27 protein-coding genes are annotated in these 25,075 nt (G+C 42.3%); 8 read left to right on the top strand and 19 right to left on the bottom strand.

Annotated features, from left to right (window positions below; all coding sequences use genetic code 11):
- Positions 1 to 158: 158 nt before the first annotated feature.
- Complete coding sequence (brnQ, locus tag J4E06_RS07750; RefSeq protein ID WP_349523464.1) at positions 159 to 1,466, top strand: branched-chain amino acid transport system II carrier protein; 1,308 nt, start codon at positions 159 to 161, stop codon at positions 1,464 to 1,466.
- Here brnQ and J4E06_RS07745 read toward each other — a convergent pair.
- The 4 genes from J4E06_RS07745 to J4E06_RS07730 all read right to left on the bottom strand — a co-directional run bounded on the left by J4E06_RS07745 (position 1,463) and on the right by J4E06_RS07730 (position 4,361).
- Positions 1,463 to 2,071, bottom strand: a complete 609-nt coding sequence (locus J4E06_RS07745) for a class I SAM-dependent methyltransferase (RefSeq protein WP_349523463.1) — start codon at positions 2,069 to 2,071, stop codon at positions 1,463 to 1,465. The two genes, brnQ and J4E06_RS07745, sit on opposite strands and share 4 nt — an antisense overlap.
- A 42-nt stretch (positions 2,072 to 2,113) precedes the next feature.
- Complete coding sequence (locus tag J4E06_RS07740) at positions 2,114 to 2,743, bottom strand: cation efflux transmembrane domain-containing protein (protein ID WP_349523462.1); 630 nt, start codon at positions 2,741 to 2,743, stop codon at positions 2,114 to 2,116.
- Between the two features lie 71 nt (positions 2,744 to 2,814).
- A complete protein-coding gene (locus J4E06_RS07735; RefSeq protein WP_349523461.1) occupies positions 2,815 to 2,988 on the bottom strand; it encodes a hypothetical protein in 174 nt (57 codons plus the stop codon).
- Positions 2,989 to 3,068: 80 nt separating this feature from the next.
- Complete coding sequence (locus tag J4E06_RS07730) at positions 3,069 to 4,361, bottom strand: aminopeptidase P family protein (RefSeq protein ID WP_349523460.1); 1,293 nt, start codon at positions 4,359 to 4,361, stop codon at positions 3,069 to 3,071.
- Positions 4,362 to 4,440: 79 nt separating this feature from the next.
- On the opposite strand from J4E06_RS07730, the gene J4E06_RS07725 reads away from it, so the two are divergent.
- Both J4E06_RS07725 and J4E06_RS07720 read left to right on the top strand, forming a co-directional pair.
- Complete coding sequence (locus tag J4E06_RS07725) at positions 4,441 to 4,830, top strand: DUF2721 domain-containing protein (protein WP_349523459.1); 390 nt, start codon at positions 4,441 to 4,443, stop codon at positions 4,828 to 4,830.
- A gap of 184 nt (positions 4,831 to 5,014) precedes the next feature.
- The gene (locus tag J4E06_RS07720; RefSeq protein WP_349523458.1) at positions 5,015 to 5,446 is read left to right on the top strand and encodes a hypothetical protein; all 432 of its coding nucleotides are present in this window, start codon (positions 5,015 to 5,017) and stop codon (positions 5,444 to 5,446) included.
- Between the two features lie 5 nt (positions 5,447 to 5,451).
- On the opposite strand, the gene J4E06_RS07715 is transcribed toward J4E06_RS07720, so the two are convergent.
- On the bottom strand, positions 5,452 to 6,399 hold the full coding sequence (locus tag J4E06_RS07715) for a RimK family alpha-L-glutamate ligase (RefSeq protein ID WP_349523457.1): 948 nt from the start codon (positions 6,397 to 6,399) through the stop codon (positions 5,452 to 5,454).
- Positions 6,400 to 6,521: 122 nt separating this feature from the next.
- Between J4E06_RS07715 and J4E06_RS07710 the strand changes: the two genes are divergently transcribed.
- The 3 genes from J4E06_RS07710 to J4E06_RS07700 are packed head-to-tail and all read left to right on the top strand — an operon-like array spanning position 6,522 to position 9,946.
- Positions 6,522 to 7,187 carry a succinate dehydrogenase cytochrome b subunit gene (locus J4E06_RS07710; RefSeq protein ID WP_349523456.1) on the top strand — a complete coding sequence of 222 codons (666 nt, stop codon included), beginning with the start codon at positions 6,522 to 6,524 and terminating at the stop codon, positions 7,185 to 7,187.
- Between the two features lie 2 nt (positions 7,188 to 7,189).
- The gene (locus J4E06_RS07705; RefSeq protein ID WP_349523455.1) at positions 7,190 to 9,193 is read left to right on the top strand and encodes a fumarate reductase/succinate dehydrogenase flavoprotein subunit; all 2,004 of its coding nucleotides are present in this window, start codon (positions 7,190 to 7,192) and stop codon (positions 9,191 to 9,193) included.
- 6 nt (positions 9,194 to 9,199) lie between these two features.
- Entirely contained in the window at positions 9,200 to 9,946 is a 747-nt protein-coding gene (locus J4E06_RS07700) for a succinate dehydrogenase/fumarate reductase iron-sulfur subunit (protein WP_349523454.1), read from the top strand.
- Positions 9,947 to 10,435: 489 nt separating this feature from the next.
- Here J4E06_RS07700 and J4E06_RS07695 read toward each other — a convergent pair whose 3' ends face one another.
- From J4E06_RS07695 to hemA, 12 genes are all read right to left on the bottom strand, one after another.
- Positions 10,436 to 11,149 (bottom strand): 3'-5' exonuclease, encoded by a 714-nt coding sequence (locus tag J4E06_RS07695; RefSeq protein ID WP_349523453.1) that lies wholly within the window; start codon positions 11,147 to 11,149, stop codon positions 10,436 to 10,438.
- Between the two features lie 9 nt (positions 11,150 to 11,158).
- Positions 11,159 to 11,629, bottom strand: coding sequence for a methylated-DNA--[protein]-cysteine S-methyltransferase (locus J4E06_RS07690; RefSeq protein WP_349523452.1), 471 nt, complete (start codon positions 11,627 to 11,629; stop codon positions 11,159 to 11,161).
- Positions 11,629 to 12,750, bottom strand: a complete 1,122-nt coding sequence (locus tag J4E06_RS07685; protein WP_349523451.1) for a CNNM domain-containing protein — start codon at positions 12,748 to 12,750, stop codon at positions 11,629 to 11,631. The genes J4E06_RS07690 and J4E06_RS07685 overlap by 1 nt, the downstream gene beginning before the upstream one ends.
- Before the next feature lie 40 nt (positions 12,751 to 12,790).
- The gene (locus J4E06_RS07680) at positions 12,791 to 14,098 is read right to left on the bottom strand and encodes a serine hydrolase domain-containing protein (protein WP_349523450.1); all 1,308 of its coding nucleotides are present in this window, start codon (positions 14,096 to 14,098) and stop codon (positions 12,791 to 12,793) included.
- Positions 14,099 to 14,175: 77 nt separating this feature from the next.
- On the bottom strand, positions 14,176 to 15,165 hold the full coding sequence (hemB, locus tag J4E06_RS07675; protein WP_349523449.1) for a porphobilinogen synthase: 990 nt from the start codon (positions 15,163 to 15,165) through the stop codon (positions 14,176 to 14,178).
- A gap of 22 nt (positions 15,166 to 15,187) precedes the next feature.
- A complete protein-coding gene (locus tag J4E06_RS07670) occupies positions 15,188 to 15,976 on the bottom strand; it encodes a PhzF family phenazine biosynthesis protein (RefSeq protein ID WP_349523448.1) in 789 nt (262 codons plus the stop codon).
- Positions 15,977 to 16,004: 28 nt separating this feature from the next.
- Positions 16,005 to 16,907 carry an oxygen-dependent coproporphyrinogen oxidase gene (gene hemF, locus J4E06_RS07665; protein ID WP_349523447.1) on the bottom strand — a complete coding sequence of 301 codons (903 nt, stop codon included), beginning with the start codon at positions 16,905 to 16,907 and terminating at the stop codon, positions 16,005 to 16,007.
- On the bottom strand, positions 16,904 to 17,395 hold the full coding sequence (locus tag J4E06_RS07660; RefSeq protein WP_349523446.1) for a DUF6973 domain-containing protein: 492 nt from the start codon (positions 17,393 to 17,395) through the stop codon (positions 16,904 to 16,906). Before J4E06_RS07660 ends, hemF begins: the two co-directional genes overlap by 4 nt.
- A complete protein-coding gene (gene hemE, locus J4E06_RS07655) occupies positions 17,392 to 18,417 on the bottom strand; it encodes a uroporphyrinogen decarboxylase (RefSeq protein ID WP_349523445.1) in 1,026 nt (341 codons plus the stop codon). The genes J4E06_RS07660 and hemE overlap by 4 nt, the downstream gene beginning before the upstream one ends.
- A complete protein-coding gene (locus J4E06_RS07650; protein WP_349523444.1) occupies positions 18,414 to 19,076 on the bottom strand; it encodes a uroporphyrinogen-III synthase in 663 nt (220 codons plus the stop codon). Before J4E06_RS07650 ends, hemE begins: the two co-directional genes overlap by 4 nt.
- A complete protein-coding gene (hemC, locus tag J4E06_RS07645; RefSeq protein ID WP_349523443.1) occupies positions 19,054 to 19,980 on the bottom strand; it encodes a hydroxymethylbilane synthase in 927 nt (308 codons plus the stop codon). The genes J4E06_RS07650 and hemC overlap by 23 nt, the downstream gene beginning before the upstream one ends.
- A complete protein-coding gene (gene hemA, locus J4E06_RS07640) occupies positions 19,977 to 21,233 on the bottom strand; it encodes a glutamyl-tRNA reductase (protein ID WP_349523442.1) in 1,257 nt (418 codons plus the stop codon). The genes hemC and hemA overlap by 4 nt, the downstream gene beginning before the upstream one ends.
- Before the next feature lie 197 nt (positions 21,234 to 21,430).
- On the opposite strand from hemA, the gene J4E06_RS07635 reads away from it, so the two are divergent.
- Positions 21,431 to 22,321 (top strand): helix-turn-helix transcriptional regulator, encoded by an 891-nt coding sequence (locus J4E06_RS07635; RefSeq protein ID WP_349523441.1) that lies wholly within the window; start codon positions 21,431 to 21,433, stop codon positions 22,319 to 22,321.
- A gap of 10 nt (positions 22,322 to 22,331) precedes the next feature.
- Complete coding sequence (locus J4E06_RS07630) at positions 22,332 to 23,087, top strand: ThuA domain-containing protein (protein WP_349523440.1); 756 nt, start codon at positions 22,332 to 22,334, stop codon at positions 23,085 to 23,087.
- Here J4E06_RS07630 and J4E06_RS07625 read toward each other — a convergent pair.
- Positions 23,073 to 23,927, bottom strand: a complete 855-nt coding sequence (locus J4E06_RS07625; protein WP_349523439.1) for an N-acetylmuramoyl-L-alanine amidase-like domain-containing protein — start codon at positions 23,925 to 23,927, stop codon at positions 23,073 to 23,075. The two genes, J4E06_RS07630 and J4E06_RS07625, sit on opposite strands and share 15 nt — an antisense overlap.
- Positions 23,914 to 24,987 carry a mechanosensitive ion channel family protein gene (locus J4E06_RS07620; RefSeq protein WP_349523438.1) on the bottom strand — a complete coding sequence of 358 codons (1,074 nt, stop codon included), beginning with the start codon at positions 24,985 to 24,987 and terminating at the stop codon, positions 23,914 to 23,916. The genes J4E06_RS07625 and J4E06_RS07620 overlap by 14 nt, the downstream gene beginning before the upstream one ends.
- Between the last annotated feature and the right edge of the window lie 88 nt (positions 24,988 to 25,075).

Here is a 25,075-nt window from a genome sequence, read left to right as displayed (position 1 = left end):
TACAAATATTTTTTAGAGGTTCATCTTTTAATAGGAACGGATGTTGATAACTTTTTATTTCATGCTTGCTCGCATAAAATATTTTTTTCGATGAAATACCATAAAATCGACAAAAAGATATCTTTTTCCGCTCAAAAGCGCTTTTGTAATATACCATATTGAAAACAAATTATCAACAAGCTATCAGAAAAAAATCATTAACGGTAACTGCATTTGCACTATTTTCTCTTTTTTTTGGTGCCGGAAACCTTGTTTTACCCCCCTTGTTAGGGTTTAAATCAGGAGATTTATGGTGGTTGGTCACTTTGGGGTTTTGTATTTCAGGCGTCCTTATTCCAATTTTGGGAATTATGGCCCATGCCAAACTGCAGGGAACTCTCTTCGATTTTGCAAAAAAAGTCTCTCCTTTATTTAGCGTGGTCTATTGCTATCTAATCTATGTAATTGCCATTGCATTGCCATCACCCCGAACGGCATCCGTTACTCATGAAATGGCCATACAACCTTTTTGGGATTCTTCATCGTTGCTAACCAGCCTCATCTATTTTATATTGGTGTTTGTGTTTGCCATCAACCGCTCCAAGGTTTTGGACCTTTTAGGAAAGCTTTTGACTCCTGGTATCCTTATTATCCTATTAATAATGATAGCAACAGCGGTTTTTACCTTGGACTTTGATTTTGCAACATCAGCAATGAGCAAACCTTTTAGTTCGGGAATTTTGGAAGGTTACCAAACTTTTGATGCCATCGGTGCGGTGGTGGTCGGTGCAGTGATCATTATATCCATCAACATTAAAGAAAAGTCCGCTTCGTTTGAAGAGAAGAAGAAGCTCATCGCGAGAGCTGGACTTTGGGCGGGAATCGGGTTATTTTTGGTGTACGGAGGGTTGATTCTTACCGGAGCTTTGTATGCCGACAGTTTTGATGGTGAAGTCTCTAGAACAGCACTTTTGCGGGGAATCAGCACAAAAACCATGGGGCCAACAGCCAACTTATTGCTCAGTGTTTTGGTGAGCTTAGCCTGTTTTACTACTGCAGTTGGAATTGTAACGGGAACATCGGATTTTATTAAAGGACGTTTCAACAATTCTATGTTTGCGTATGGAATTACTGCTTTTTTAGGTTGTTTATTAGGAGTTTTGGTCGGCCAGTTTGATGTTGGTTACATCATCACCGTCGCTGTTCCGTCACTTATGTTTATTTACCCCATCACCATTATTTTGATTTTACTCAACGTAGTCCCTGAAAAATGGGGTTCGCCGAAAGTGTTTAAAAGTGTTGTTGGAACTACAATTTTATTCAGTATCCCCGATTTTTTGGGAAGCATTGGGCTTAACGAACAAATTTCTCCCTATGTTGATTGGATTCCACTGAGTCAACACCAAATGGGATGGGTGCTGCCCGCTATGGTTGCCTTTGTCATTACGAATATCATCAACAGTAAAGAAACAGTTGCTTCCAGCTAATATTGTTTTCTTTTAAAACTGCAAAAAATAAAATGCTGTGTAGTACCAAATGGAGTGGTATGGTCTTCTGTTTTGCATTCGATTTTATCGAAACCATTGAATGTAGCTTCCATTTGCGTTTCATTGTACTGTTTGATATCGAGACCACTGCATTTTTTTGGCCCATTTTCCGAGAAAGTTCCCAATACCATATATCCTTTAACAGCTTTTATGGTTAAGGCTTTGTATTTTTCAATCTGGTTCGATGATGTCAGGAAGTGAAACGCTGCCCTATCGTGCCATATATCATAAGTTTCTTTGGGTTCAAATTCGGTAATGTCACATTCAATCCATTTGATTTTTTTAGCGCTTCCGCCCAACCTTTTTTTGGCTCGTTCAATAGCTTTGCCCGATATATCGAGCACGGTAATGTTTTCAAAACCCGCTTCCAGAAGAAAATCCACCAGTTTGCTATCACCGCCACCCACATCAATAATCTTGGCACTTTTATCCAATTTAAAAGAATGAATAAAATCCAACGAGGTCTGCGGAATAGATTGCGTCCAACTTACCTCATTTGGATTTTTAGTTTCGTAAACGGTTTCCCAATGATTTTTACTGTCCAATGCTAAGGTTTGCTTATGGTTTTCTAAAGTAAGTACATTTTCTTAATCACAACAACAATGTTTATTGCTCCTTGCCTTTTCAAAGCATTCCCTGCCTTCGGAAAAAGCAAAATAGGCCAACCCCAATGTTCCGATACTATCAATATAGGGTATTTTGAAAAGCTCGTAGATTCCACTGCTCACCAACAGGATGATGGACATGTACACACAGACCATTGTACAATTGGCATCTGCTAAAATAGGAGCGGAATTGAGCTCGTGCCCGACTTTTCGTTTCCACCGGACCAAAATCCACATAATGAGAATGGATATTCCCGAAATGATCACGCCCCAAAAGGTGGTCAATGGTTTATGGCCTGTGTAAATATTATAAACGCTTGAAACTACCAACCCAAGGACCAACAGATAAAATGCCACACCGGTAATCCTAAGGGCCGTACGTTCAAAATTGTCACGGTTGCTATCGGGGTTTCTTTGGATGCGAAGAATCATGTGGGCAATGCCCAAACCTGAGATCACTTCTATAAAACTGTCCGTCCCAAAACCAAAAAGGGCAAGACTTTCATCCTCAAATCCAAGATAGGTGGAGATGATTCCTTCGGCCACGTTATAAATAATCGTAAACAGGGCAAGCGAGAACGCGGTTCTGTAAAGTCTGTCTTGTTTTTCCAAAATTGTGGCGGTTGTCCTAGTAAAGATCGTTGATTTACAAATGAAAATCAAACTAGGCGATGTAAAATGGTTTACTCTGAATTCCGCTTCTTTTTATTGTAGTAATAAATGGCATAAGCGATGCAGGCCAACGCTACAAAGGGGAGATAGCTCCCGATCACAACGCCTATTTCGTAGGCGCTATCGGGAGCTTCTTCCATCTTTTTTTCAATGTTTGATTGTTGAATCAACCAAATTAAGTTCATATGCGTTCTGTTTTTATTCTTAGCGCCCCAATAAACATAAAAATTAGCATGCTTATCTCGATGGTGCCCTATATGACAATTTACTTATTCATCAACTCCTCAATCTCCTCGATTTCAATAGGGATATTGCGCATCAAATTAAAGGGTTCCCCTTTTTCTTGGATGACCACATCATCTTCCAAACGGATTCCCATTCCTTCGGCTGGAATATAAATTCCAGGTTCCACAGTAAATACCATATTGGCCTTCATCGCCTTTTTCAATTCTCCATAGTCATGGGTGTTTAACCCAATATGGTGGCTGGTTCCGTGCATAAAGTATTTCTTGTATGCGGGCCAATCTGGTTTTTCATTTTGTACATCGGCTTTATCCAGCAAGCCCAAACCGATCAGCTCAGAAGTCATCAATTTACCCACTTCTTTATGGTATTCCGCCCAAATGGTTCCAGGAACCAACATTTTAGTGGCTTCATCCTTCACTCGAAGCACTGCACTATAAACTTCTTTTTGTCTGGCCGTAAATTTTCCGTTTGCAGGAATGGTGCGGGTCATATCGCTGGAATAGTTGGCGTACTCGGCGGCAAGATCCATCAAGATCATATCACCATCTTTCACTTGTTGGTTGTTTTCCACATAGTGCAGCACATTGGCATTGCTCCCAGAGGCAATAATTGGACTATAAGCAAAACCCTTGGAACGGTTACGGATAAATTCGTGCAAAAACTCCGCTTCCATCTCGTGCTCCCAAACACCAGGCTTTACAAACTTCAAAATTCTCCTAAAACCTTTTTCGGTGATGTCGCAAGCGGTTTGCATCAACTCGATTTCCTCAGGTTCTTTTACCCCACGAATATTTTGCAAAATGGGGTTGCTCTTGGCCCATTGGTGCGCCGGATATTCTTTTTTGCATTTTTCGATAAACCGGTCTTCCCTTGTTTGGGTTTCCACAGCTTGGCGGTAGTGCTCATTGGTGTTGAAGTAAATCGTGTCCGCCTCGGTCATCAAATCAAAGAAGATTTTATCAAAATCGGTCAACCAATAAACGGTTTCGATGCCCGATACTTTCGTCGCTTTTTCTTTGGTCAGTTTGGCCCCTTCCCAAACGGCAATATGGTCGTTGGTTTCCCTCACAAAAAGGATTTCCCGGTGCTTTGGATCTATGGCATCGGGGAACAACAATAAAATGGTTTCCTCTTGATCCGCCCCGCTCAAGTAAAAAAGATCACGATCCTGCTCAAATGGCAAGGTACTGTCCGCTCCTATCGGGTACACATCATTGGAATTGAAAACTGCAATGCTTTTAGGTCTCATTTGAGCCATAAATTTCTTGCGGTTTTTCACAAAAAGATTACTGTCTATCTGGAAGTATTTCATATCTGTATTTTGATTTCTTCAAATTTAGGTAATTGCGTTACCGAAGACAAATTCTTACCTTCCCTATCAAATTGATGACATGCAACTCAACCTAAGCATTCCAGCCCTACTTTTTCCCGCTATTTCTTTGACGATGTTGGCCTACAATGCAAGGTATTTGGCCATTGCGGCATTGATTCGGCAATTGCACAAACAATTCGAGGAAACTTCTGCCCCGCCCTTAAAACAACAGATCAACCAATTGCGCACCCGCTTGGGCATCATTAAAAACATGCAGGCCTCTGCGATCATCAGTTTTTTGTTGGCCGCTGTGACCATGTTTTTGATTTATGTGGAAATGAGCGTTTGGGCCAATGTTATTTTTGGCATCAGTTTAGTGTTTTTGATGATTTCGCTGATTCTCTCTCTTTTGGAAGTGCAACTCTCCACCAAAGCACTTGGTATCCAATTAAAGAATATGGAGAAATAATCAGGTATTAAAACATTCTCTGTAAGAATACTTCTTTGTTGCTGGGATTGACAAAAATCGCCGTCAATTGAAAAGGCCTTTGCACCAATTCTAAAGGGCCATTGGTAAAGTCAACCCAAATAGAACAGTCCCTTGCTGCTACTTTTGATGAACACAAATCATTCATCATATAGGAAATAGAGATATGCAGCGCGTTCAGGATTTAGAGTTTTTTAAAAATATTCGTGAGATACGGGAGTACGAATTTGGTATTTTCTATTTTTTTGAAGGATTGATCATATCCGAAATGAATGAAGGTGAGATTTTTGATTGGTCCGTCGCCGAAAAAATAATCAAGGTGGCCTACGAAGTTTTGGGAAAGGATAAGCCCATAGCCTACATTAGCCATCGCATTCATAACTATTCCGTAGTGCCCACGGATTGGTTAAAATTTTACAAGCATCGTCATCAATTGGAATTTTATTCCATTGTGGCCTACAACAACAGTGGTTTGGCCAGTGTGGTTTTGGAACGAATGTTCTTTAGGAACAAAATAAGGCAGTTCTCTTGTATGGAGAATGCTATAAAGTGGAGTATGGCCAAGGTCACCGAAAAAAAACTCGGCCTCTCCGCCTAAATCAATCACATCTGTTTTCTATTTCTTCGGGCATTCTTTTCCACATAGTGGACAATGCATTGGGCTACATTGACACCAGTTGCCGCCTCAATACCCTTTAATCCTGGTGATGCATTTACCTCAATCAACAGAGGGCCGTTTTTGGACCGGATCAAATCCACTCCGGCCACACCAAGACCCAAACGTTTGGTTGCATTAATGGCCATGAATTTTTCCCGTGGTGTTAGTTTCACCATTTGGGTTTCCGCTCCTCGATGCACATTGGACCTAAAATCGTCCAATGCACTGCTCCGCTTCATACTGGCCACGATTTTGTTGCCCACCACTACAATCCTAAGGTCTTCACCATTGGCCTCTTCTATATATTCTTGTAGTAAAATACTGGTGTTCATATTGTATAAAGTGTCTATCACAGACTTTGCGGACTTTTTGCTTTCTGCCAAAATAACCCCTTTCCCTTGGGTTCCTTCTTGCAGTTTGATGATAACCGGAGCTCCGCCCAAAAGTTCTATCTGATCTTCCACATTATTCGGGTTGATGGAGAATACTGTTTTTGGTACCGAAATGCCCTTTTTGGACATCATTTGCAAGGTGGCCACTTTATTCCTTGCCCTAATTATTCCCATCGATTTCGCGGTGCTGAAAATATGGTTCATTTCAAACTGCTTTACAATGGCCGCCCCATGTCTGGTGACCGTATTGCCAATTCTTGGGACAACCGCATCAAACTCATTGGTTATGTCCTCCGTTCCATAAAAAATTTGCGGTTTGTCCCCGCCCAATTGCACCGAGCATTTGGTATGGTCTATATGCTCCACATAATGCCCTGCCTTCTCAAATTCCTCCGCAATCCTAGCTGTGGAATACACATTGAGGCTCACGGAAAGTAGGGCAACATCCATATTTAATGCATTGGTTTTAAAATCAACCGTAATATCGGGTAAAATTCGCAAAATAGAATCCTGAAGGATTAAATCCCAGTAGCTTAAAATGAGTCTAAATAACCTGCTTTACAATGTTGAAAGCTTGTTAAAAACTCATCCGTAACGTAAATTTGTGTAAAAACTAACTTCTAATGAGTTTGATAAAATCTTCGTTGGCCCGAAAATATGTTATGGCCCTATCGGGTCTTTTTTTGGTCACATTTTTGATTCTTCACGTGACCATCAATTTGGCCTCGGTATTTTCTCCCGATTTTTTTAATGAAGCATCCCATTTTATGGGCTACAATCCGATAGTCCAATTTTTGATGCAGCCCATTTTGATCATTGGTGTAATCGTACACTTTGTTATGGGCTTTGTTTTGGAAATCCAGAACAAGAAAGCTAGGGATGTAAGCTATGTTAAGTACAAGGGCAGCGCAAATGCACCTTGGGTATCCAGAAATATGATCTACTCAGGTCTGGTCATCCTTGCTTTCTTGGCTTTGCACTTCTACGACTTTTGGGTACACGAGATGACCTACAAGTACATCGAGTCGAACCCAGAGGACCCAACACGTTACTACGCGGAAACCGTTGAAAAGTTCGCTCCGTTTTGGAGAACCATTCTTTACGTAGTTTCCTTTGTGTTGTTGAGCTTACACTTGTGGCATGGCTTTGCTTCATCGTTCCAATCCATGGGTGCTAACAACAAATACACCGCTGGATTCACAAAATTTGCTAAAATATTCGCGGTAGTGGTACCCTTGGCATTTGCATTTATCGCCATATACCACCACCTTAACCCAATAACACATTAAGTATGGGCATATTGGATTCTAAAATTCCATCTGGGCCATTGGCCGACAAATGGACCAAACATAAAAACGACATCAACCTGGTCAATCCTGCCAACAAAAGGAACATCGATATCATTGTAGTGGGTACAGGGCTTGCTGGTGGTTCCGCTGCAGCTACCCTTGCCGAACTGGGTTACAATGTAAAAACATTCTGCTATCAAGATTCACCTCGTAGGGCGCACTCCATTGCTGCCCAAGGTGGAATCAACGCTGCAAAAAACTATCAAGGGGATGGCGACAGTAACTACCGTCTTTTTTACGACACCGTAAAAGGGGGAGACTACCGTTCCCGTGAAGCCAATGTTTACCGATTGGCCGAGGTTTCTGGAAACATTATCGACCAATGCGTGGCCCAGGGAGTTCCCTTTGCCCGTGAATATGGTGGTATGTTGGACAACCGTTCTTTTGGAGGGGTATTGGTTTCGAGAACCTTTTATGCCAAAGGACAAACTGGACAGCAATTGTTACTGGGTGCCTATGCCGCGATGAACCGCCAGATCAACCGAGGAAAGATTCAAGCCTTTAACCGTCACGAAATGATGGACTTGGTTTTAGTGGATGGCAAAGCAAGGGGCATCATTGCCAGAAACTTGGTGACCGGAGAAATTGAAAGACACAGTGCACACGCCGTTGTGTTGGCCACTGGAGGGTATGGAAACGTATTTTTCCTTTCAACCAATGCCATGGGAAGCAACGTAATGGCCGCTTGGAGAGCCCACCGTAAAGGAGCTTACTTTGCCAATCCTTGCTTTACACAGATTCATCCAACTTGTATTCCTGTTTCCGGTGACCATCAATCCAAATTGACATTGATGTCCGAGTCGCTTAGAAACGATGGGCGTATTTGGGTACCCGCAAAAAAAGAAGATGCCGCCGCCGTTCGTGAAGGTAGATTAAAGCCCACGGAGATAGCTGAAGAGGATAGGGATTACTATTTGGAAAGAAGGTATCCTGCCTTCGGTAATCTAGTGCCCCGTGATGTGGCATCTAGAGCTGCCAAGGAACGTTGCGATGCTGGTTTTGGAGTAAACAAAACCGGTGAAGCCGTATTCTTGGATTTCGCTGCTGCCATTGAGCGTTATGGGAAAGAAAAGGCGTTGACCTCTGGAATTAAAAATCCTGATAAAGCTACTATAACCAAACTAGGTGAAGAGGTTGTGGAGGCCAAGTACGGTAACCTGTTCCAGATGTACGAAAAAATCGTAGATCAAAATCCTTATAAAACCCCAATGATGATTTATCCTGCGGTACACTATACCATGGGAGGACTTTGGGTAGATTATAACTTGCAGACCACCATCCCGGGTTGCTATGCGGCAGGAGAGGCTAATTTTAGCGACCACGGTGCCAACCGTTTGGGAGCTTCCGCCTTAATGCAAGGTTTGGCCGATGGATATTTTGTGCTTCCTTACACTATAGGGGATTATCTGTCCGACGATATCAGAACGGGTGCCATTTCGACCGATACCAAAGAATTCGAGGAAGCCGAACAACAGGTGCGTGAAAGAATGGAGAAATTGACCAGCGGTTCGGGAATCCATTCTGTGGATTACTACCATAAGAAGCTTGGCAAGATCATGTGGAACAAATGTGGTATGGCCAGGAACGAAAAAGAACTCAAAGAAGCCATCAAGGAAATTTCCGAACTTAGAAAAGATTTCTGGGAGAACGTAAAAGTTCCCGGAAGTATCGATTCTAAAAACCAAGAGTTGGAAAAAGCAGGTCGCGTTGCCGATTTTTTGGAGTTAGGAGAGTTATTCGCGAAGGATGCATTGCACAGAAACGAATCGTGCGGCGGACACTTCCGCGAAGAGTACCAAACCCCGGAAGGCGAAGCTCTGCGAGATGACGAAAACTTTAAATATGTGGCCGCTTGGGAATATAAGGGTGAGCCCAAAGATGCCGAATTGCACAAAGAAGATTTGGTATACGAAAATATTGAACTGAAGACACGATCCTACAAATAAGAAGCTATGAAATTATATTTAAAAATATGGCGTCAAAAAGATGCATCCTCACCTGGAAAAATAGTTGATTATACCCTTGACGGTGTAGAAGGTGATATGTCTTTCTTGGAGATGTTGGATATCTTGAATGAAGATTTGATATCTAAAGGAGAAGAACCTGTGGAGTTCGATCACGATTGTAGGGAAGGTATCTGTGGTATGTGTTCCTTGCAAATCAATGGAGAGCCGCACGGACCGGATAGACTGGTGACGACTTGCCAATTGCACATGCGTAAATTTAACGATGGCGATACCATTGTAATTGAACCCTTCCGTGCCAAAGCATTTCCTGTAATCAAGGATTTGATTGTGGACAGGAGCTCATTTGACCGCATACAGCAAGCCGGTGGATACATCTCTGTAAACACATCCGGGAACACCATTGATGCCAATTCGATTCCAATCAACAAATACGATGCTGACGAATCCATGGACGCTGCCACCTGTATTGGTTGTGGTGCTTGTGTGGCCGCTTGTAAAAATGCAAGTGCCATGTTGTTCACCTCTGCCAAAGTTTCTCAATTTGCCTTGTTGCCTCAAGGTCAGATAGAAGCTACGGAGCGTGTGCAGAACATGGTTCGCCAAATGGATTTGGAAGGATTTGGTAACTGTACCAACACCGGAGCATGTGAAGTGGAATGTCCCAAAGGTATTTCCTTGACCAATATTGCCCGTATGAACCGCGAGTACTTATCCGCTACGTTAAAGGGATAAACAACGAAACAATGCAATATACAAAACCCAAATTCCAATAGGAGTTTGGGTTTTTTAACGGCTCATCATTTTTATAATGGTAACACTAGTGGGCGCTGAAATATAAATTAAGTACTTTGAAGTTCTTTGTGTATTGTGGTTACGGTGTTTTTTGACAAGTTGACGATTTGAATTGGAATGAGGAATCTTGCTTTTACAAAAGCTTCATCCAATGGCTCAGGGTAAATAACATTTTTGCTCAGCTAACTGAGTTTTGCCCTGCCACGTGTTTGATTGTATTGTCAAGAAGCCCAACGGGGACCAAATGTGTCAGAACCTTTCGAAAAACCAACAAACACTAAGTTCTTAATCCGAGAGCACCTGATAGTCATCGGGACGGGATGTCCAGAATAACACTGCTTATAGCTTGGGTGTGACTGTCAGTTCGAGCGCAACCGAGAATTTTTTCGTCACTTTTACCTTTGACCAGTACCCTTTACCCAATAAAAATCAAACCCTTTTAATCTCATCATCATTCAATAATTCTTCATTCCGCAATCGCAAAAAAACTTGGGCTGTGGTCACCACATCCAATTCGCAATAGGTTACGATTCGATCAATATCGTTTTCCTTGTAAAAAACATCTTTTACCATACTACCGTCCATATCTTCCTTTGGAGAGGGAATTCCGAGCACATACGACAATAGTTTTAAAGAAGAGTAATGTTTGTAATCGCCAAACTTCCAAAGTTCCATAGTGTCCAGATGAGGCACTTCCCAAGGCTTTTTACCAAATAGGTCTAGCTTATAAGGTAAGTTGATGCCGTTTATCACCATTCTGCGGGCGATATAGGGGAAATCGAACTCTTTGCCATTATGGGCGCACAAAAGATGCTTAACTTGACTAAAATGATCTTGTAGCAGTTGTTTGAACTGTTTTAGGATTTGGGTTTCATCGCCGTGAAAAGAAGTGACCCTAAAATTTCGATGCTCTCCTTTGTGGGCAAAATACCCAACGGATATACAGACAATTTTACCGAATTCGGCCCAAATACCGGCTCGGTCATAAAATTCTTCGGGGGTGAATTCATCTTTGCGCTGGTATTGTGTTTTCTGCTCCCATAAAAGTTGGGCGGTTCCATCCAATTCGGAGAACTCTTGATGTTGGGGTACGGTCTCAATATCCAAAAAAAGGATATGTTCCAGGTTAAGTTTATAAAGCATTGTAGCCAATTAAAATAGAGTCGTCTGTTTTGCAGGACTCTCGTGTTCCAATAACCATTTTTTTCTATGCAGTCCACCTGCATATCCTGTGAGGTCTCCGTTGGTTCCGATTACACGATGACAGGGAACCACAATCCAAAGTGGATTTTTGCCATTGGCCGAGGCTACTGCACGAATGGCCTTTACGTCACCGAGTTGTTTGGAAAGTTCCAAATAAGAAATGGTTTTTCCAAAAGGTATTTTTAAAAGAGCATTCCAAACTTTCTTTTGAAAGTCCGTGCCCGAAGGGTTCAATTCAAGGTTGAATACCGTTCGGTCTCCGTTAAAATATTCTTGAAACTGCTTTGCAGCATCTACTAAAACATCAGGTAATGTACCATTTGGTTTTTTATTGTCCAAAACAGTGATGGAAGCAAGACCATTTTCATCACCTTTTAATTCTGCTGTTCCAATAGGAGTCTGTATATAAGCAACTTCCATTATTCTATGTCATCTTCACCTTCAATAATTCCCAATCGCTTTGCTCGGGCATGCCAGTTCTTTCTGGCAAGCTTTTGAAGGTCTTCTACATTATCACTTTCATCCATAATCTCGAATCCGAGCAAGGTTTCGATTACATCTTCCATAGTGACCAATCCACTTACGGAACCATACTCATCCACCACCAAAGAAATGTGCTCCCTTTGCTGAACAAATTTTTTGAACAGGTCGTTAATGGATTTACTGCGGTTCGTCACCAATAGTTCCCTCCTAATGGTGGCCAAGGTTTCATTTCCCTTTTTGTTGACAATTGCTTCCAACAATTCATCTTTTAAAAAAAAGCCCGTAATGTTATCCATACGATCTTTGTACAATGGAATCCTTGAAAAGCGTAAGGGTCTGTTTTTTTCAAAAAACTCTTTTATCGGGGTATCTTCAGATGCCACCTTCATTACCGTTCGAGGCGTCATTACATCTCTAGCCAGGATTTCATCAAAATAAAGTAGGTTTTTGATCATTTTCGATTCCGATTTTTTGAACACCCCTTCTTCTTCGGCGATTTCCGTCATTGCACTAAAATCCTCCCGGCTCAACACACTTCCGTGCTCTCCCTTGGCACCGACAAGTTTGGTAAAAAGTTGAAGCAGCCATAACAGTCCTGTCCATTTTAGAATGAATACCATTATGTTTAGCGCTTTACTGGTAAAGTTGGCCAGTTGTTTCCAAAAAGTGGCCCCAATGGTCTTAGGAATGATCTCAGACGCAACCAAGATCAATATCGTCATAAGGGTGGACACGATTCCTACCATAAGATCTTCGGTAAGCGAAAACCCAAAAATGGTGCGCTCTGTGCTTCCATACATTTCTGCATAGGCAACTTTTGCTTGTACCCCCACCAAAATGGCACCAACCGTATGTGCAATGGTATTTAGCGTCAAAATGGCGATGAGCGGTTTGTCCACATCTTTTTTAAGGGCTTCCAACGTGGCCGCATACTCTTTTCCCTCCTGTTTTTTTAAATTGATGAAGGTGGGTGTTATGCTCAACAATACCGCCTCCAAAATGGAGCATAGGAATGAAAAGAAGATGGAAATAAGGGCATAAAATAGTAGTAGTCCCATATAGTGGTAGAATCTTTAGTACCAAGATAGGGAATAGGAATTAATTTTGAATGTTTAATCCCTCCGCTTTATAAAAAACATCCTGAAGGGCGGTCCGAATATTCAAATTATACAATTCTCGATGGTCCCTGGACGGGTAAACTCGGTTGGATAGAAAAATAAAAGTCAACTTGTTTTCGGGATCGGACCAGACAAAGGTTCCCGTAAAACCGGAGTGGCCAAAACTTTTGGGGCTTGCCGAAGGGGAGGGGTAGGCCTCTTCCAAAGGAAGTTCTGCGTTATTGAGCAAAGGTTTGTCGAAACCCAATCCCCGGCGGTTTTCGTTTTCTGGGTACTGCACTTCGGTAAACTCTTTTACGGTTTTGGTTGAAATGAGCTGCTTGCCGCCCACCTTACCATAATTTTGATAAAAGAGCATCAATTTGGCCAAGTCATCTGCTGTGCCGAACAATCCCGCATTGCCCGAAACGCCACCTTTGAGCGACGCATTTTCGTCGTGCACCCAACCTGTTACCAAGGTTTTTCGGAAAATCGAATCCACTTCGGTGGGCACAATGGTGTTCACGTAGTTATTTTCTTTGGGCAGATATCCCAAGGTATGACACCCCAAAGGTTGATAGAAATTTTCATCCAAATAGGTTTGATAGTCGGTTCCTGTGAGTTGCGCTATCAAACTTGGAAAAATAAGAAAGGTAAGCCCGGAATACACGTATTTCTTCTCATCAGTAACTTTAGACCGATTGATGATACGATTCATTTTTCGCTCGAACCGATTATTGATGTAGAGCCCATCATACACTTGTCCTTGAAATCTTTTATGGGATGAATTCCGAACAAAGCGCCTTTTGACCTTTCCATTTTTTCGAAGCACCTTTTGCAAAAACACGATATAGGGCACCAAACCAGCCTGATGTGCCAAAATCTCCCGAAGCGTAAGGTCTTTCTTGTCTTTTCGGTGTCTCCAAGGCTTCCAATAGTTGCTAAAAGGCTTGTCCAAATCGAGTTTGCCCTCGTCCACTAACTTCATTAAGGCGGGCAAGGGCCCAAAAATCTTGGTAACCGAGGCCAAATCGTATAGATCATTCAAAGCTACGGGTTGAATGCTATCGTAGGTATGGAAGCCGTAGGCTTTGTGAAAAATAACGGTATCGTTCTTGGCGACCAAAAGTTGGGCGCCCGGGAAAGCCAAGCTATCGATGCCCATTTCCATAATGGAATCCACCTTTTGATTGATGAAAGCTTCATCGAACCCCAATTTGGAGGGAAAGGCGTGGATGAGTTCGCGTTGGGCAAACCCAAGAGGCATCACTAAAGTGATGAAGAGCAACGAAGCCGCAAATTTTTTCATTTTGGTCGGGGTTTAGCCCAAAGTTCGGATAAAATCCTTTGCAACCCTTCGACTGCGCTCAGGGCGACGAAAAAGGATTAACATATCAATTTTACTACATCTTTAGCAAAATACGAAGCGATGATATCTGCCCCGGCACGTTTTATAGCCGTCAATTGCTCCAATACCACAGCATCATGGTCCAACCAGCCTTTCTCGGCGGCGGCTTTTACCATGGCATATTCCCCTGAAACTTGATATACGGCAACGGGAACTTCTACTTCATTTTTGATTTCCCGAACAATATCTAAATAGCACAAACCGGGTTTAACCATGACGATATCTGCCCCTTCGTCAATGTCCATTTGGGTTTCCTTGACAGCTTCATACCGATTGGCATAATCCATCTGATAGGTTTTTTTGTCCTTGGGCACATTGGCGATATCCACAGGTGCAGAGTCCAGGGCATCGCGGAAGGGGCCATAAAAGGCGCTTGCATATTTAGCGGAATAGGCCATGATTCCCGTATTTATGTAACCTTCGTCCTCCAACGCTTCGCGGATAGTCAAAATTCTGCCGTCCATCATGTCGCTGGGCGCTACAAAATCGGTCCCAGCTTTGGCGTGGGATACGCTCATTTCGGCCAGAACCTCAGCGGTTTCATCATTCAGGATTTGCCCTTCGGCAACAATACCATCGTGCCCGTAAGATGAAAAGGGATCCAGCGCAACGTCCGTCATCACCAACATTTGTGGACAGGCATTTTTTACGGTTTTTATGGCACGTTGCATCAGACCGTTCGGGTTTAGGGCTTCGGTTCCTTTGTTATCTTTGAGTTTATCATCAACCTTCACAAAAAGAAGGACAGAGCAAAGTCCCATTTTCCTGAGTTCCTTTACTTCTTTTTCAAGATTGTCCAAACTCAACCTAAAATAGTTGGGCATTGAAGCAATCTCTTCTTTCACTCCTTTGCCTTCCACTATGAAAAGAGGCACCAGAAAGTCATCTGGGGTCAAGGTGGTTTCCCGAACCAATCTTCTAACGGATTCGGATGCGCGGAGTCTTCGGTTTCTTATGAGTGGGTACATATTTTTCTAGTTTTAGCTGATATTAAATATCAATTTCTCCTGTTAAATAAAGCGCGGCCTTTCCTGAAATCTTCACTCGTTTGCCCAAATATTCGCATACCAAATCACCACCTCTTTTGGAAAGTTGTTTGGCGGTCATTTTGGATTTGCCCAAAACGTCTGACCAATAGGGGCTAGGTGAAGTGTGCGCCGAACCTGTAACGGGGTCTTCGGGAATGCCACAAGCGGGAGCAAAAAAGCGGGATACAAAATCCACCTCGTCCCCCGGAGCGGTTACGATAACCCCCCGAACATCCAATTGCGCCAACAGATGGTGGTTGGGTTCAAGGGCTTCAATTTCCTTTTGGGATTGGTAGACCATCATGTAATCCGTTTTGCCCTTCAGGGTTTTAATCGGGCTTTGTCCAATGGCATTGTCCAACGCTTCCATATTTTGAATGGCTACCAGGTTGTCTGTCGGGAAGTCCATAGTCAACCAGCCATTATCTGCCTTGCTGACAATAAGCTCTCCGCTTCGGGGCGAATAAAACTGAATGGTATCTTTTTTAAGGTCATAAAAATGGAACAATACATAGGCCGTGGCCAAAGTCGCATGTCCACAGAGGTCGACCTCCACTTCTGGCGTGAACCATCGCAATTCGTAATGATCATCTTTTTTGACGGCAAAAGCGGTCTCTGCCAAATTGTTCTCTTGGGCAATTTTTTGCATCAATTCTGGGCTCAACCATGAATCCAAAATGCAGACCGCAGCCGGATTTCCGCCAAAGGTCTGGCTGGTAAATGCGTCTATTTGGTAAATTTTCTGTCTCATAGGCTTGGTTTCAAGGCAAAACTACGCATTAAACCCAATCTTTCGGGTTTTGCAGTACTTCTATCAATTGCTCTTCCTTACTTTCTTTTTGGGGATGATGGTCGTATCGCCATTGAACGTGTGGCGGTAAGCTCATCAATATACTTTCAATACGTCCATTCGTTTTTAATCCAAAAAGGGTGCCTTTGTCGTGTACCAAATTGAACTCCACATAACGTCCACGTCTAATTTCTTGCCAATCGCGATGTTCTTGAGAGTAGGGTAGGTCTTTCCTTTTTTTAACGATGGGAGCGTAAGCCTCCAAAAAACTATCCCCGACCTCGGTTACAAAATTGTACCAATCTTCCATACTGGTTTCTTCGGTTGCTTTGCAATAATCGAAGAACAATCCACCAACTCCACGGGCTTCGTTTCGATGTGAGTTCCAAAAATAGTTGTCGCATTTCTTTTTGTAGTTCCGATAAAATTCTGGGTTGTGGGCATCGCAGGCTTTTTTGCAAACCGCGTGAAAATGGGTTGCATCTTCATCGAACAAATAATACGGGGTAAGGTCCTGTCCGCCACCAAACCATTGGTCCACGATGTTACCCTCCTTGTCGTACATCTCAAAATAGCGCCAGTTGGCATGCACGGTGGGCACCATCGGACTTTTGGGGTGAATCACCAAACTGAGGCCACAGGCAAAGAAATCTACATCGTCAACTCCAAAATAGTTTTGCATACTTTTTGGCAATGGACCGTGCACTTTGGAAATATTTACGCCCCCTTTTTCAAAAACAGCTCCGTTTTCAATGACACGGGTTCTACCGCCACCGCCTTCTTCACGTTCCCAAAGGTCTTGCTGAAACGTAGCGATGCCATCCAGTACTTCCAGTTTGGAGGTAATAGCGTCCTGTAATTGTTGAATGTATGTGTAAAATTTATCCTTCATTGTTCTAAAATATGTACCATTCGGTTTTTATGGTCAGAAAGGGTTGAATTTTCATCAATTTTGGTGGATTCCAAAGTCATTTGCTTTAATAACGCGATGACCTCTTGTTCTGATTTCTCTCTGTTTTGCTGAAAAAAGAAACGTCCCACTTCGTTGTTGTGCAAATCCATGGCCTTGGGCAATTTTTTATTGGGAAATGAAGCCTCATGCCAATCCGTTACTTTTTTGGTCCAAGCTAATACGACTTCCTCATTTTCTTGCCATTTAAAACACCGTTTTGCAATCAGATAATTCCAAAAAGCGTGTCTAAACGCATTGGCAGGGCCATTTTTATGATGGAGCTTGCCGTAGTTTTTGGTCGATATGGATATGCAATCCTTGGTAGCTTTTAGGGTTGGCCAAATAAAATGGGGACGGCTTAGTCCAATACCTATAACTTTCAGTATATTTTTAAAATTTACCCGTTTTAGTACTGCAAAAAGGTTCACTCCTTGTATTCTTTTACGGCATCAATAAATGCTTTTGCATTCTCCACAGGAATATGCGGCAAAATTCCGTGACCCAAGTTTACGATGTACTTGTCCTTGCCAAAATCTCGGATCATTTGTGTTACCATTTCCTTGATTTTTTCTGGTGGTGAAAGCAAGCGCGCTGGATCAAAATTACCTTGCAGCGTGACCTTTCCTCCGGTTAAATATCTTGCATTTTGAGGGGAACATGTCCAATCAACTCCAACGGCCGAAGCCCCTGAATTTGCCATTTCTTTTAAAGCGAACCAGCATCCTTTCCCAAATACGATTACGGGCGCTTCTTCCTTTAGGGCATCCACAATCTGCTGCATATATTTCCAAGAAAATTCTTGATAATCCTGCGGTGAAAGCATTCCGCCCCAAGAATCAAAAACCTGAACAGTATTTACACCAGCTTTGACCTTTGCTTTAAGGTAGGCGATGGTGGTGTCCGTTATTTTTTGAAGCAATTCATGCGCAGCTTCGGGCTGGGTAAAACAAAATCCCCTGGCTTTGTCAAAACTTTTGCTACCCTGACCTTCCACGCAATAGCAAAGAATGGTCCACGGTGAACCCGCAAATCCAATCAAGGGAACTTCATCATCTAACTTTTCCTTGGTCATGGCTATCGCATCCATCACATAACCCAGCGTGTCCTGAATATCGGGAACAATCACCTTGTCCAAATCGGCTTGGGAGCGGATAGGGTTAGGTAAATAAGGCCCAAAATTGGGCTTCATCTGCACCTCGATGTCCATGGCCTGCGGAATCACCAAAATGTCACTGAACAAAATGGCGGCATCCATGCCGTATCGGCGAATGGGCTGTACTGTGATTTCGGAAGCCAGTTCTGGAGTCTGACAACGGGTAAAGAAATCGTATTTTTTACGGAGTTCCATAAACTCGGGCAAATAGCGTCCTGCCTGTCGCATCATCCACACGGGTGGACGTTCAACGGTTTCACCTTTTAAAGCTTTTAGGAACAAGTCGTTTTTTATCATAAGTGTCTGAAATGATTTATCGCCTGCACCAACACATTTTCCACGGTTGGTTTGTTGGCTATAATGATATGGTTTGAGTGTTTTTGGGCTTCAGCAGCTGTGGTCTCTCCGATACAGAACAAGGTGCTATTTCCTATGGTGTTTTCCAAAAGATAGCTTCGAATCCCACTGGGACTAAAGAACAAAATGCCATCAAAATCCCTTTGAAATGCCTTTGGATTTAGATGGTTATGATACACCTCCACCTCTTTATACTGAACGTTATGTTTTGTGAGCACATCGGGAAGTTCATCTCTCCTCTTGTTTCCACAAAGGAATACAAATGTCTCGTTTTGATTTCGTTTTACAATGTTTTTGGCCAATTCTGATGCATATTCGGCCATTGCTACAACTTTTAGCCCATTTTCTACCAAGATAGACTTTGTCTTTTCACCAACACAAAAAGCGTTTAATTTAGTTTTATTTAAGTCTTTTGTTTGATTTAAAAAGGCCTTTACCGCATTTTTGCTCGTGAAAATGTAGTTGACGCAGTCCAAAGGAATTTTTACGTTCAGAAATTCAATTTTCAGGGCATCGTACTCCACCAATCCCAAACCGGAATTTAGAAAAAGCTCCTTTTGTGAAGGGGTCAGTATTTTAGTGGAGAGCACTGTTTTCATTTCTGATTTCCTGCATCAATTTATCGCCTCCTTTTTGTAAAACCTCTTCGGCAGAAGTTTTCCCAATGCCTTTGGCATCGGACAATTTCACTTCTTTTTTGATGTCGATTTTCTGTTTTCCATCCAACGAGAAAACAACCCCTTCAAAATAAACGGTTTCGTCTTTTATGTGAGCCAAAGCACCTATCGGGGCAGTGCACCCGCCTTCCAAGGTGCGTAAAAATTCACGCTCAATCGCTGTGGCCATTTCAGTTTCGGCATGATTCAATTTGCCCAATGCTTCTCTGGTAAAATCATCTTCTTCTTTGGCAACGACCAACATAGCTCCTTGGGCTGGTGCTGGAATCATCCAGTCCAATTGAATGGCATCCTTGGGCAAAAGTTTGATGCGTTCCAATCCGGCCTGTGCAAAAATGGCACCCTGCCAATCGTTTTCAATGAGTTTTAGGAGCCTGGTGTTGACATTTCCCCTGAGATCAACGACTTTGTGGTTGGGATATTTGTTCAACCATTGAGCTTTTCGCCGCAAACTTCCGGTCGCGATGGTTGCGGGCTGGTCATTTTCCAAAAAGGCTGATCCTTTGTGCACCAAAATATCGTAGGTCATCGCGCGCTCCAAAACAGCCACTTGTACTATTCCTTTCGGCAGTTGTGTGGGTACATCCTTCATAGAGTGTACCGCAATGTCAATGTCTCCTTTGAGCAGAGCAACATCCAAAGTTTTGGTGAAAATCCCTGTAACGCCGAGCTCATACAAAGGCTTGTCCAATACTTGGTCTCCCAAAGATTTGGTTGGCACCAAAATGGTGTCGTACCCAAGTGCTTCCAGCTTTTGTTGCACGGTGGTTGCTTGCCACAGCGCGAGTTCGCTGTCGCGGGTGCCAATGCGGATGATTTTGCTCATTTGGAGTGAAGTTCTAGCTGAAATACTTTCTGGATCAGTTCCAGACTATCATCCGTGTCCACCTCGTTGCTCTTTAAGTGGTTGGCAAACTGCTTGGTGATTTTTTGGATGATCCGGTCTGAGATGATTTCTGCCTGAAGTTGGTCAAAACCTTCAATTTTTTTGGTCTGAAAATCGATTTCCTCGGTTTTCATCGTGTTCAGTTTGTCCTTGAGTGCATTGATTACTGGAGCAAACTTGCGGGTTTCCAACCATTTCAGGAAATCCTTTTTTACTTTTTCTATGATAGCTTCCGCTTTAGGAACATATTCCTTTCTTTTGGCCAAGTTCTCATCCGTAATCTGTGATAGTTGGTCTAAATGCACCAAAGTTACATTGTCCAATTCCTTCACATCATCGGATACATTTTTGGGGACGGATAAATCCAAGACCAATAATGGTTTTTTGGGATAGATCAAGGCTTTGGAAACAGTGGGCAATTGTGCTCCCGTAGCCACGACAAGAATATCGGTTTTGCGGATTTCGGTTTGTAGATCGCCATAATCCTTCACGGTCAATTGAAATTTGCCTGCAATGTCTTCCGCTTTTTCACGAGTTCGGTTAATCAAGGTAATGTGGGAGTTGTTGGAATGCTTCACTAAATTCTCGCAGGTGTTTCTTCCAATTTTTCCTGTTCCGAACAAGAGTATGTTCTTGCTGGAAATGTTGTCCACATTGTCCAAAATATATTTTACCGATGCAAATGCTACCGAAGTAGCTCCCGATGAAAGTTCCGTTTCGTTTTTGATGCGCTTGCTGGCCTGAATCACAGCATTGCACAAGCGCTCTAGGAACGGATTGGCCATTTCTTGTTTTTTGGAGCGATAAAAACCTTGTTTGATTTGGCTAATGATTTCAAAATCGCCTAAAATTTGACTGTCTAAACCAGTTCCCACTTTGAACATGTGCGAAATGGCATCGTGATTTTTGTACACATAGGCCACCTCTTGGAATTCTTCAACGGTACCATTGGTTTCGTCGCAAAGAAGTTTGATGAGCTGGTAAGGGTGTTGTGCAAAACCGTAAAGTTCGGTCCTGTTACAGGTGGAAATGGCCAAAAGACCATCAATTCCGATTTCCTTGGCCTTGCCCAAAATATGGTCAATGGCAGGAACATCCAGACTGAACTTTCCTCTAACCTCTGCATCTGCCTTCTTGTAACTCAACCCAATGGCATAGAAGGAATTATGTTTTGAAATATGGTAGTTCCTCATAAAGGATATAAATCGCAAGACAAAAGTAATAGGGTTATAGGTCAAAAAATAACGCTAGCGGAACTATAAATTACTGCTGGTATTATTTTATGTTTTATTTTCGATGATCATGGTTGTAAGCATTGTTATTATTGATATATTTGATAATACAAAACACAATTTAGAGCGATTCTAAATTAATTAAAAGCAAAAATATATTGAAAACTAACATTAAAAATATCGCTAGAGGTTCATATGATGAAATTTTGGTCGAAGATGGGATTTATATCCTTAAAATTCAAAATGATGCCAAGGAACCAAAACTCATTGAACGTGATATCGACAGCTCTTACATTCAATTCCACTTTTGTTTAAAAGGAAAATCCAAGTTCAATTTTAACGAAGGGAACTATTATTTGGAGGTAAACGAGGAAAACTCCTTACTCTTATACAATACCCAAAAGGATTTGCCCCTTGATCTTGTGGTTTCACCAGGTTCTTGGTTGGTGTCCGTAGTGATGACTATCAGGAAGTTTCATTCCCTGTTTTCGGATGAAGCGGATTATATACCTTTTTTAAGTGAAGAGAACAAGGAAAAGAAATATTACTCACAGGAAATAGTATCACCGGCAACTGCCGTGGTATTGAGTCAGTTAATGAATTTTAACCTGCACCCATCCATTAAAAAACTATATTTAAAGGGCAAGGTCTACGAACTGATTTCTCTTTATTTCAACAAAACCGAAGATGCCGATTTGGAACAATGTCCATATTTAGCCGATGAGGACAACGTGCGCCGTATTCGAATGGCAAAGGAAATTATGATATCCCGAATGTCCGAGCCACCAACATTGGCAGAACTATCGCAAGAAGTAGGGTTGAGCCTTAAAAAGCTGAAAGAAGGGTTTAAACAGATTTATGGTGACTCCGTCTTTGGGTTTTTGTTCGATTATAAAATGGAATATGCCCGTAAAATGTTGGAAACTGGGAAGTATAACGTAAATGAAGTTGGGTTAAAAGTGGGATACAGCACCGCTAGTCATTTTATTGCTTCCTTTAAAAAGAAGTTCGGCACCACACCCAAAAAATACTTAACTTCAAACGTGTAAAATTATACCTATGAAATTTACTGTTCTGTTATTGACTTTTTGCTGTGTAATTGGTGCATGTGCACAAGAAGAACCTGCAAAGGAAACTGAAAACCCAAAAATGCCCGAATTGATTTTGATATTTACCAAAACCGAGGGTTGGAGGCATAAATCCATCGAGAAAGGAGTGCAAACCTTGAGGGAATTGGGACGTCAAAACGGGTTCATTGCCTTGCAGACAGAGTCGGGGGGAGACTTTACTTCCCAAAACCTTCAAAACTATAAATTGGTGGTGTTTTTGAACACCACATTGGATGTGTTAAACGATGCACAGCAAAGGGCATTTGAATCCTACATTAAAGAAGGTGGCGCATTCTTGGGCGTCCACGCTGCCGCTGACACAGAATATGACTGGCCTTGGTACGGAAAATTAGTTGGAGGCTATTTTGATTCTCATCCCAGCGACCCGAATGTTCGTGATGCAACAATAGATGTAGTAAGCAAAGCCCACCCATCAACCGAACACCTCTCAGATTCGTGGCCAAGGACCGATGAATGGTACAACTACAAAAACCTAAGTTCCAATACTACTATTTTGCTTAATTTGGATGAGAGCAGCTATGAAGGAGGTACCAATGGTTCCAACCACCCTATTGCTTGGTATCACGAGTTTGATGGTGGAAGGGCTTTTTATACCGGGGGAGGCCATACCGAAGATTCTTATGACGAACCTATGTTCCGTCAACACCTTTTGGGAGCGATTGAATGGTGTTTAAAACGAAATTAAGTTTGGTCTCGCCACAATAATCCCAATATTACTTTTGATGTTTTTGAGATAATCTGCCAAAGGTAATTCAGAGATTTCCACTTCACCATTTTTGCTCGATGCGTGCAATAAATGCAGTCTTCCATCAGGTTGATGGATGGCAATTCCCGTATGGGTAACATCCAATCCTTTTATGGAGGTGGCCAAAGCAAGAATGTCTCCCGACTTAATCAGGTGTTCCTTGCTTTCAATTTGGTCCTGTGGCAAATAACAAAGTTCTTCCTTGGCAAGTTCCTTTTCTACCGTCAACATCGCTTCAAAATTCTCGTCGCTGGCCAAAAATGGGTACAGATTGCGGTGCGTTCCCATAAAATTGATGGGTTTTTCCAGCTCCACACCACCCAGTTCAGCAGTGATATCTTTTACCAATCCCTTTTTCTCGTTGTTGCGAATCCATTCGGTAAAGTAGTGGAGACGAGAAGGATACCCATCCAACTTCCCATTTCTATACCGAACGGTCTCTAAATTTTCAGTAAAACTTTCAAAAGTTGTCTGTTGGTTTTGAAGCATCAAGCTGAAGGCCAGCACATTTTCTACAAAGGTGGTACAATCCAGCCCGCCAAAATTCACCACCAAGGTTTCCGTATCGCCAACCTCAAGGGTTTTCTCCACATAAGGTGTTCCCAGAAAGGATTGCCCTACCAAAGCTATGGTATCGCCTAAGTTTGATGCTTTTGTTTGCTCCAAATCGGAGATTTTGGTTTCAAAAAGGGACTTGTCCTCAGAGGAACATGTGATTTTTTGTGCATTGACAAAAACTCCTAAAATAAAAAAAAGAGTAACTAATTTATGTTTCATCATTGTTTCCATTCTTTTGTTCAACCGTCAATCGCGTAGTTCTCGCAATGCTCTCGGGATAATTTTCTTGTAAATATTCAATAAGTTTCTCGCGGACATGAACCCGTAAATCCCAACCCGTCGGGGAATCTTTGGAGCTTACCAAGGTTCGTATCTCCACATAATTGGGCTTGGTGTCGGTGACTTGAACCACATTCACCTTGCCGTCCCAGAGATCGGTATTGTTCAAAATTTCGGTTTGCGCTTCCCTGATTTTATCGAACGGAACATTGTAGTCCACATATAAAAATATCGTACCCAGTAGTTCAGAGGAGGTCTTGGTCCAGTTTTGGAACGGTTGGTTGATAAAATAGGGCGTGGGCACGATCAAACGTCTTTTGTCCCAAATACTCACCACAACATAAGTAAGCGTAATTTCCTCGATGCGGCCCCATTCGCCTTCCACGATTACCACATCATCCAGTTTTATGGGTTGGGCAATGGCAATTTGGATACCCGCCAAAATAGTCCCAATAAACTGCTGTGCCGAAAATCCGATGATGATTCCGGCTACACCCGCAGAGGCAAAAATACTGATGCCCACTTCGCGGATTTCTTCAAAGCTCATCAGCATAAAGCCCGTGGCCAACAGAATTATGATGAAAATAAAAATACGTTCTAGAATAGTGAACTGCGTGTATACCTTTCGTGCCTTCAGGTTGTCCACCTCTCCAATGTCATAATTTTGAATAACTGCCTTTTTAATGATTTTTAGCAAAGCGATCATCACCCAGGCCATAGCAAAAATGAAGAGAATTGTACTGGCTTTTTTAAACCAATAGGCTGCGTCTTCCAGGTTGAGAATGTCCCGTAGCGCTTTCATTCGAAGCAGAACGGAGACAAAAATCAAAATTAATGGAAATGCCAATCGTTTAAAGGCACTTTTGGGCAGCAAGTATTTGGGATTCTTTCCCAAACGTTTCATTATGATTGAAGTGACCCAATAAAGGATAACGAGCACAAGCAGGGCCATGCCCAAATAAATGAGAGATTCTTTGGAAACATTATCGTAAAAGGACTCCATATCTCAAAAATAAGGCAGAAATGCACAAGGGCAACAGAAAGCTTAAACAAAATCGAGAATCATTATTTCATCATAAGAAAGTATTTTG

It is taken from the genome of Allomuricauda sp. NFXS6 (assembly GCF_040148835.1).
GTDB lineage: Bacteria > Bacteroidota > Bacteroidia > Flavobacteriales > Flavobacteriaceae > Flagellimonas.
This window is presented reverse-complemented; position numbering and strand designations above follow the sequence as displayed.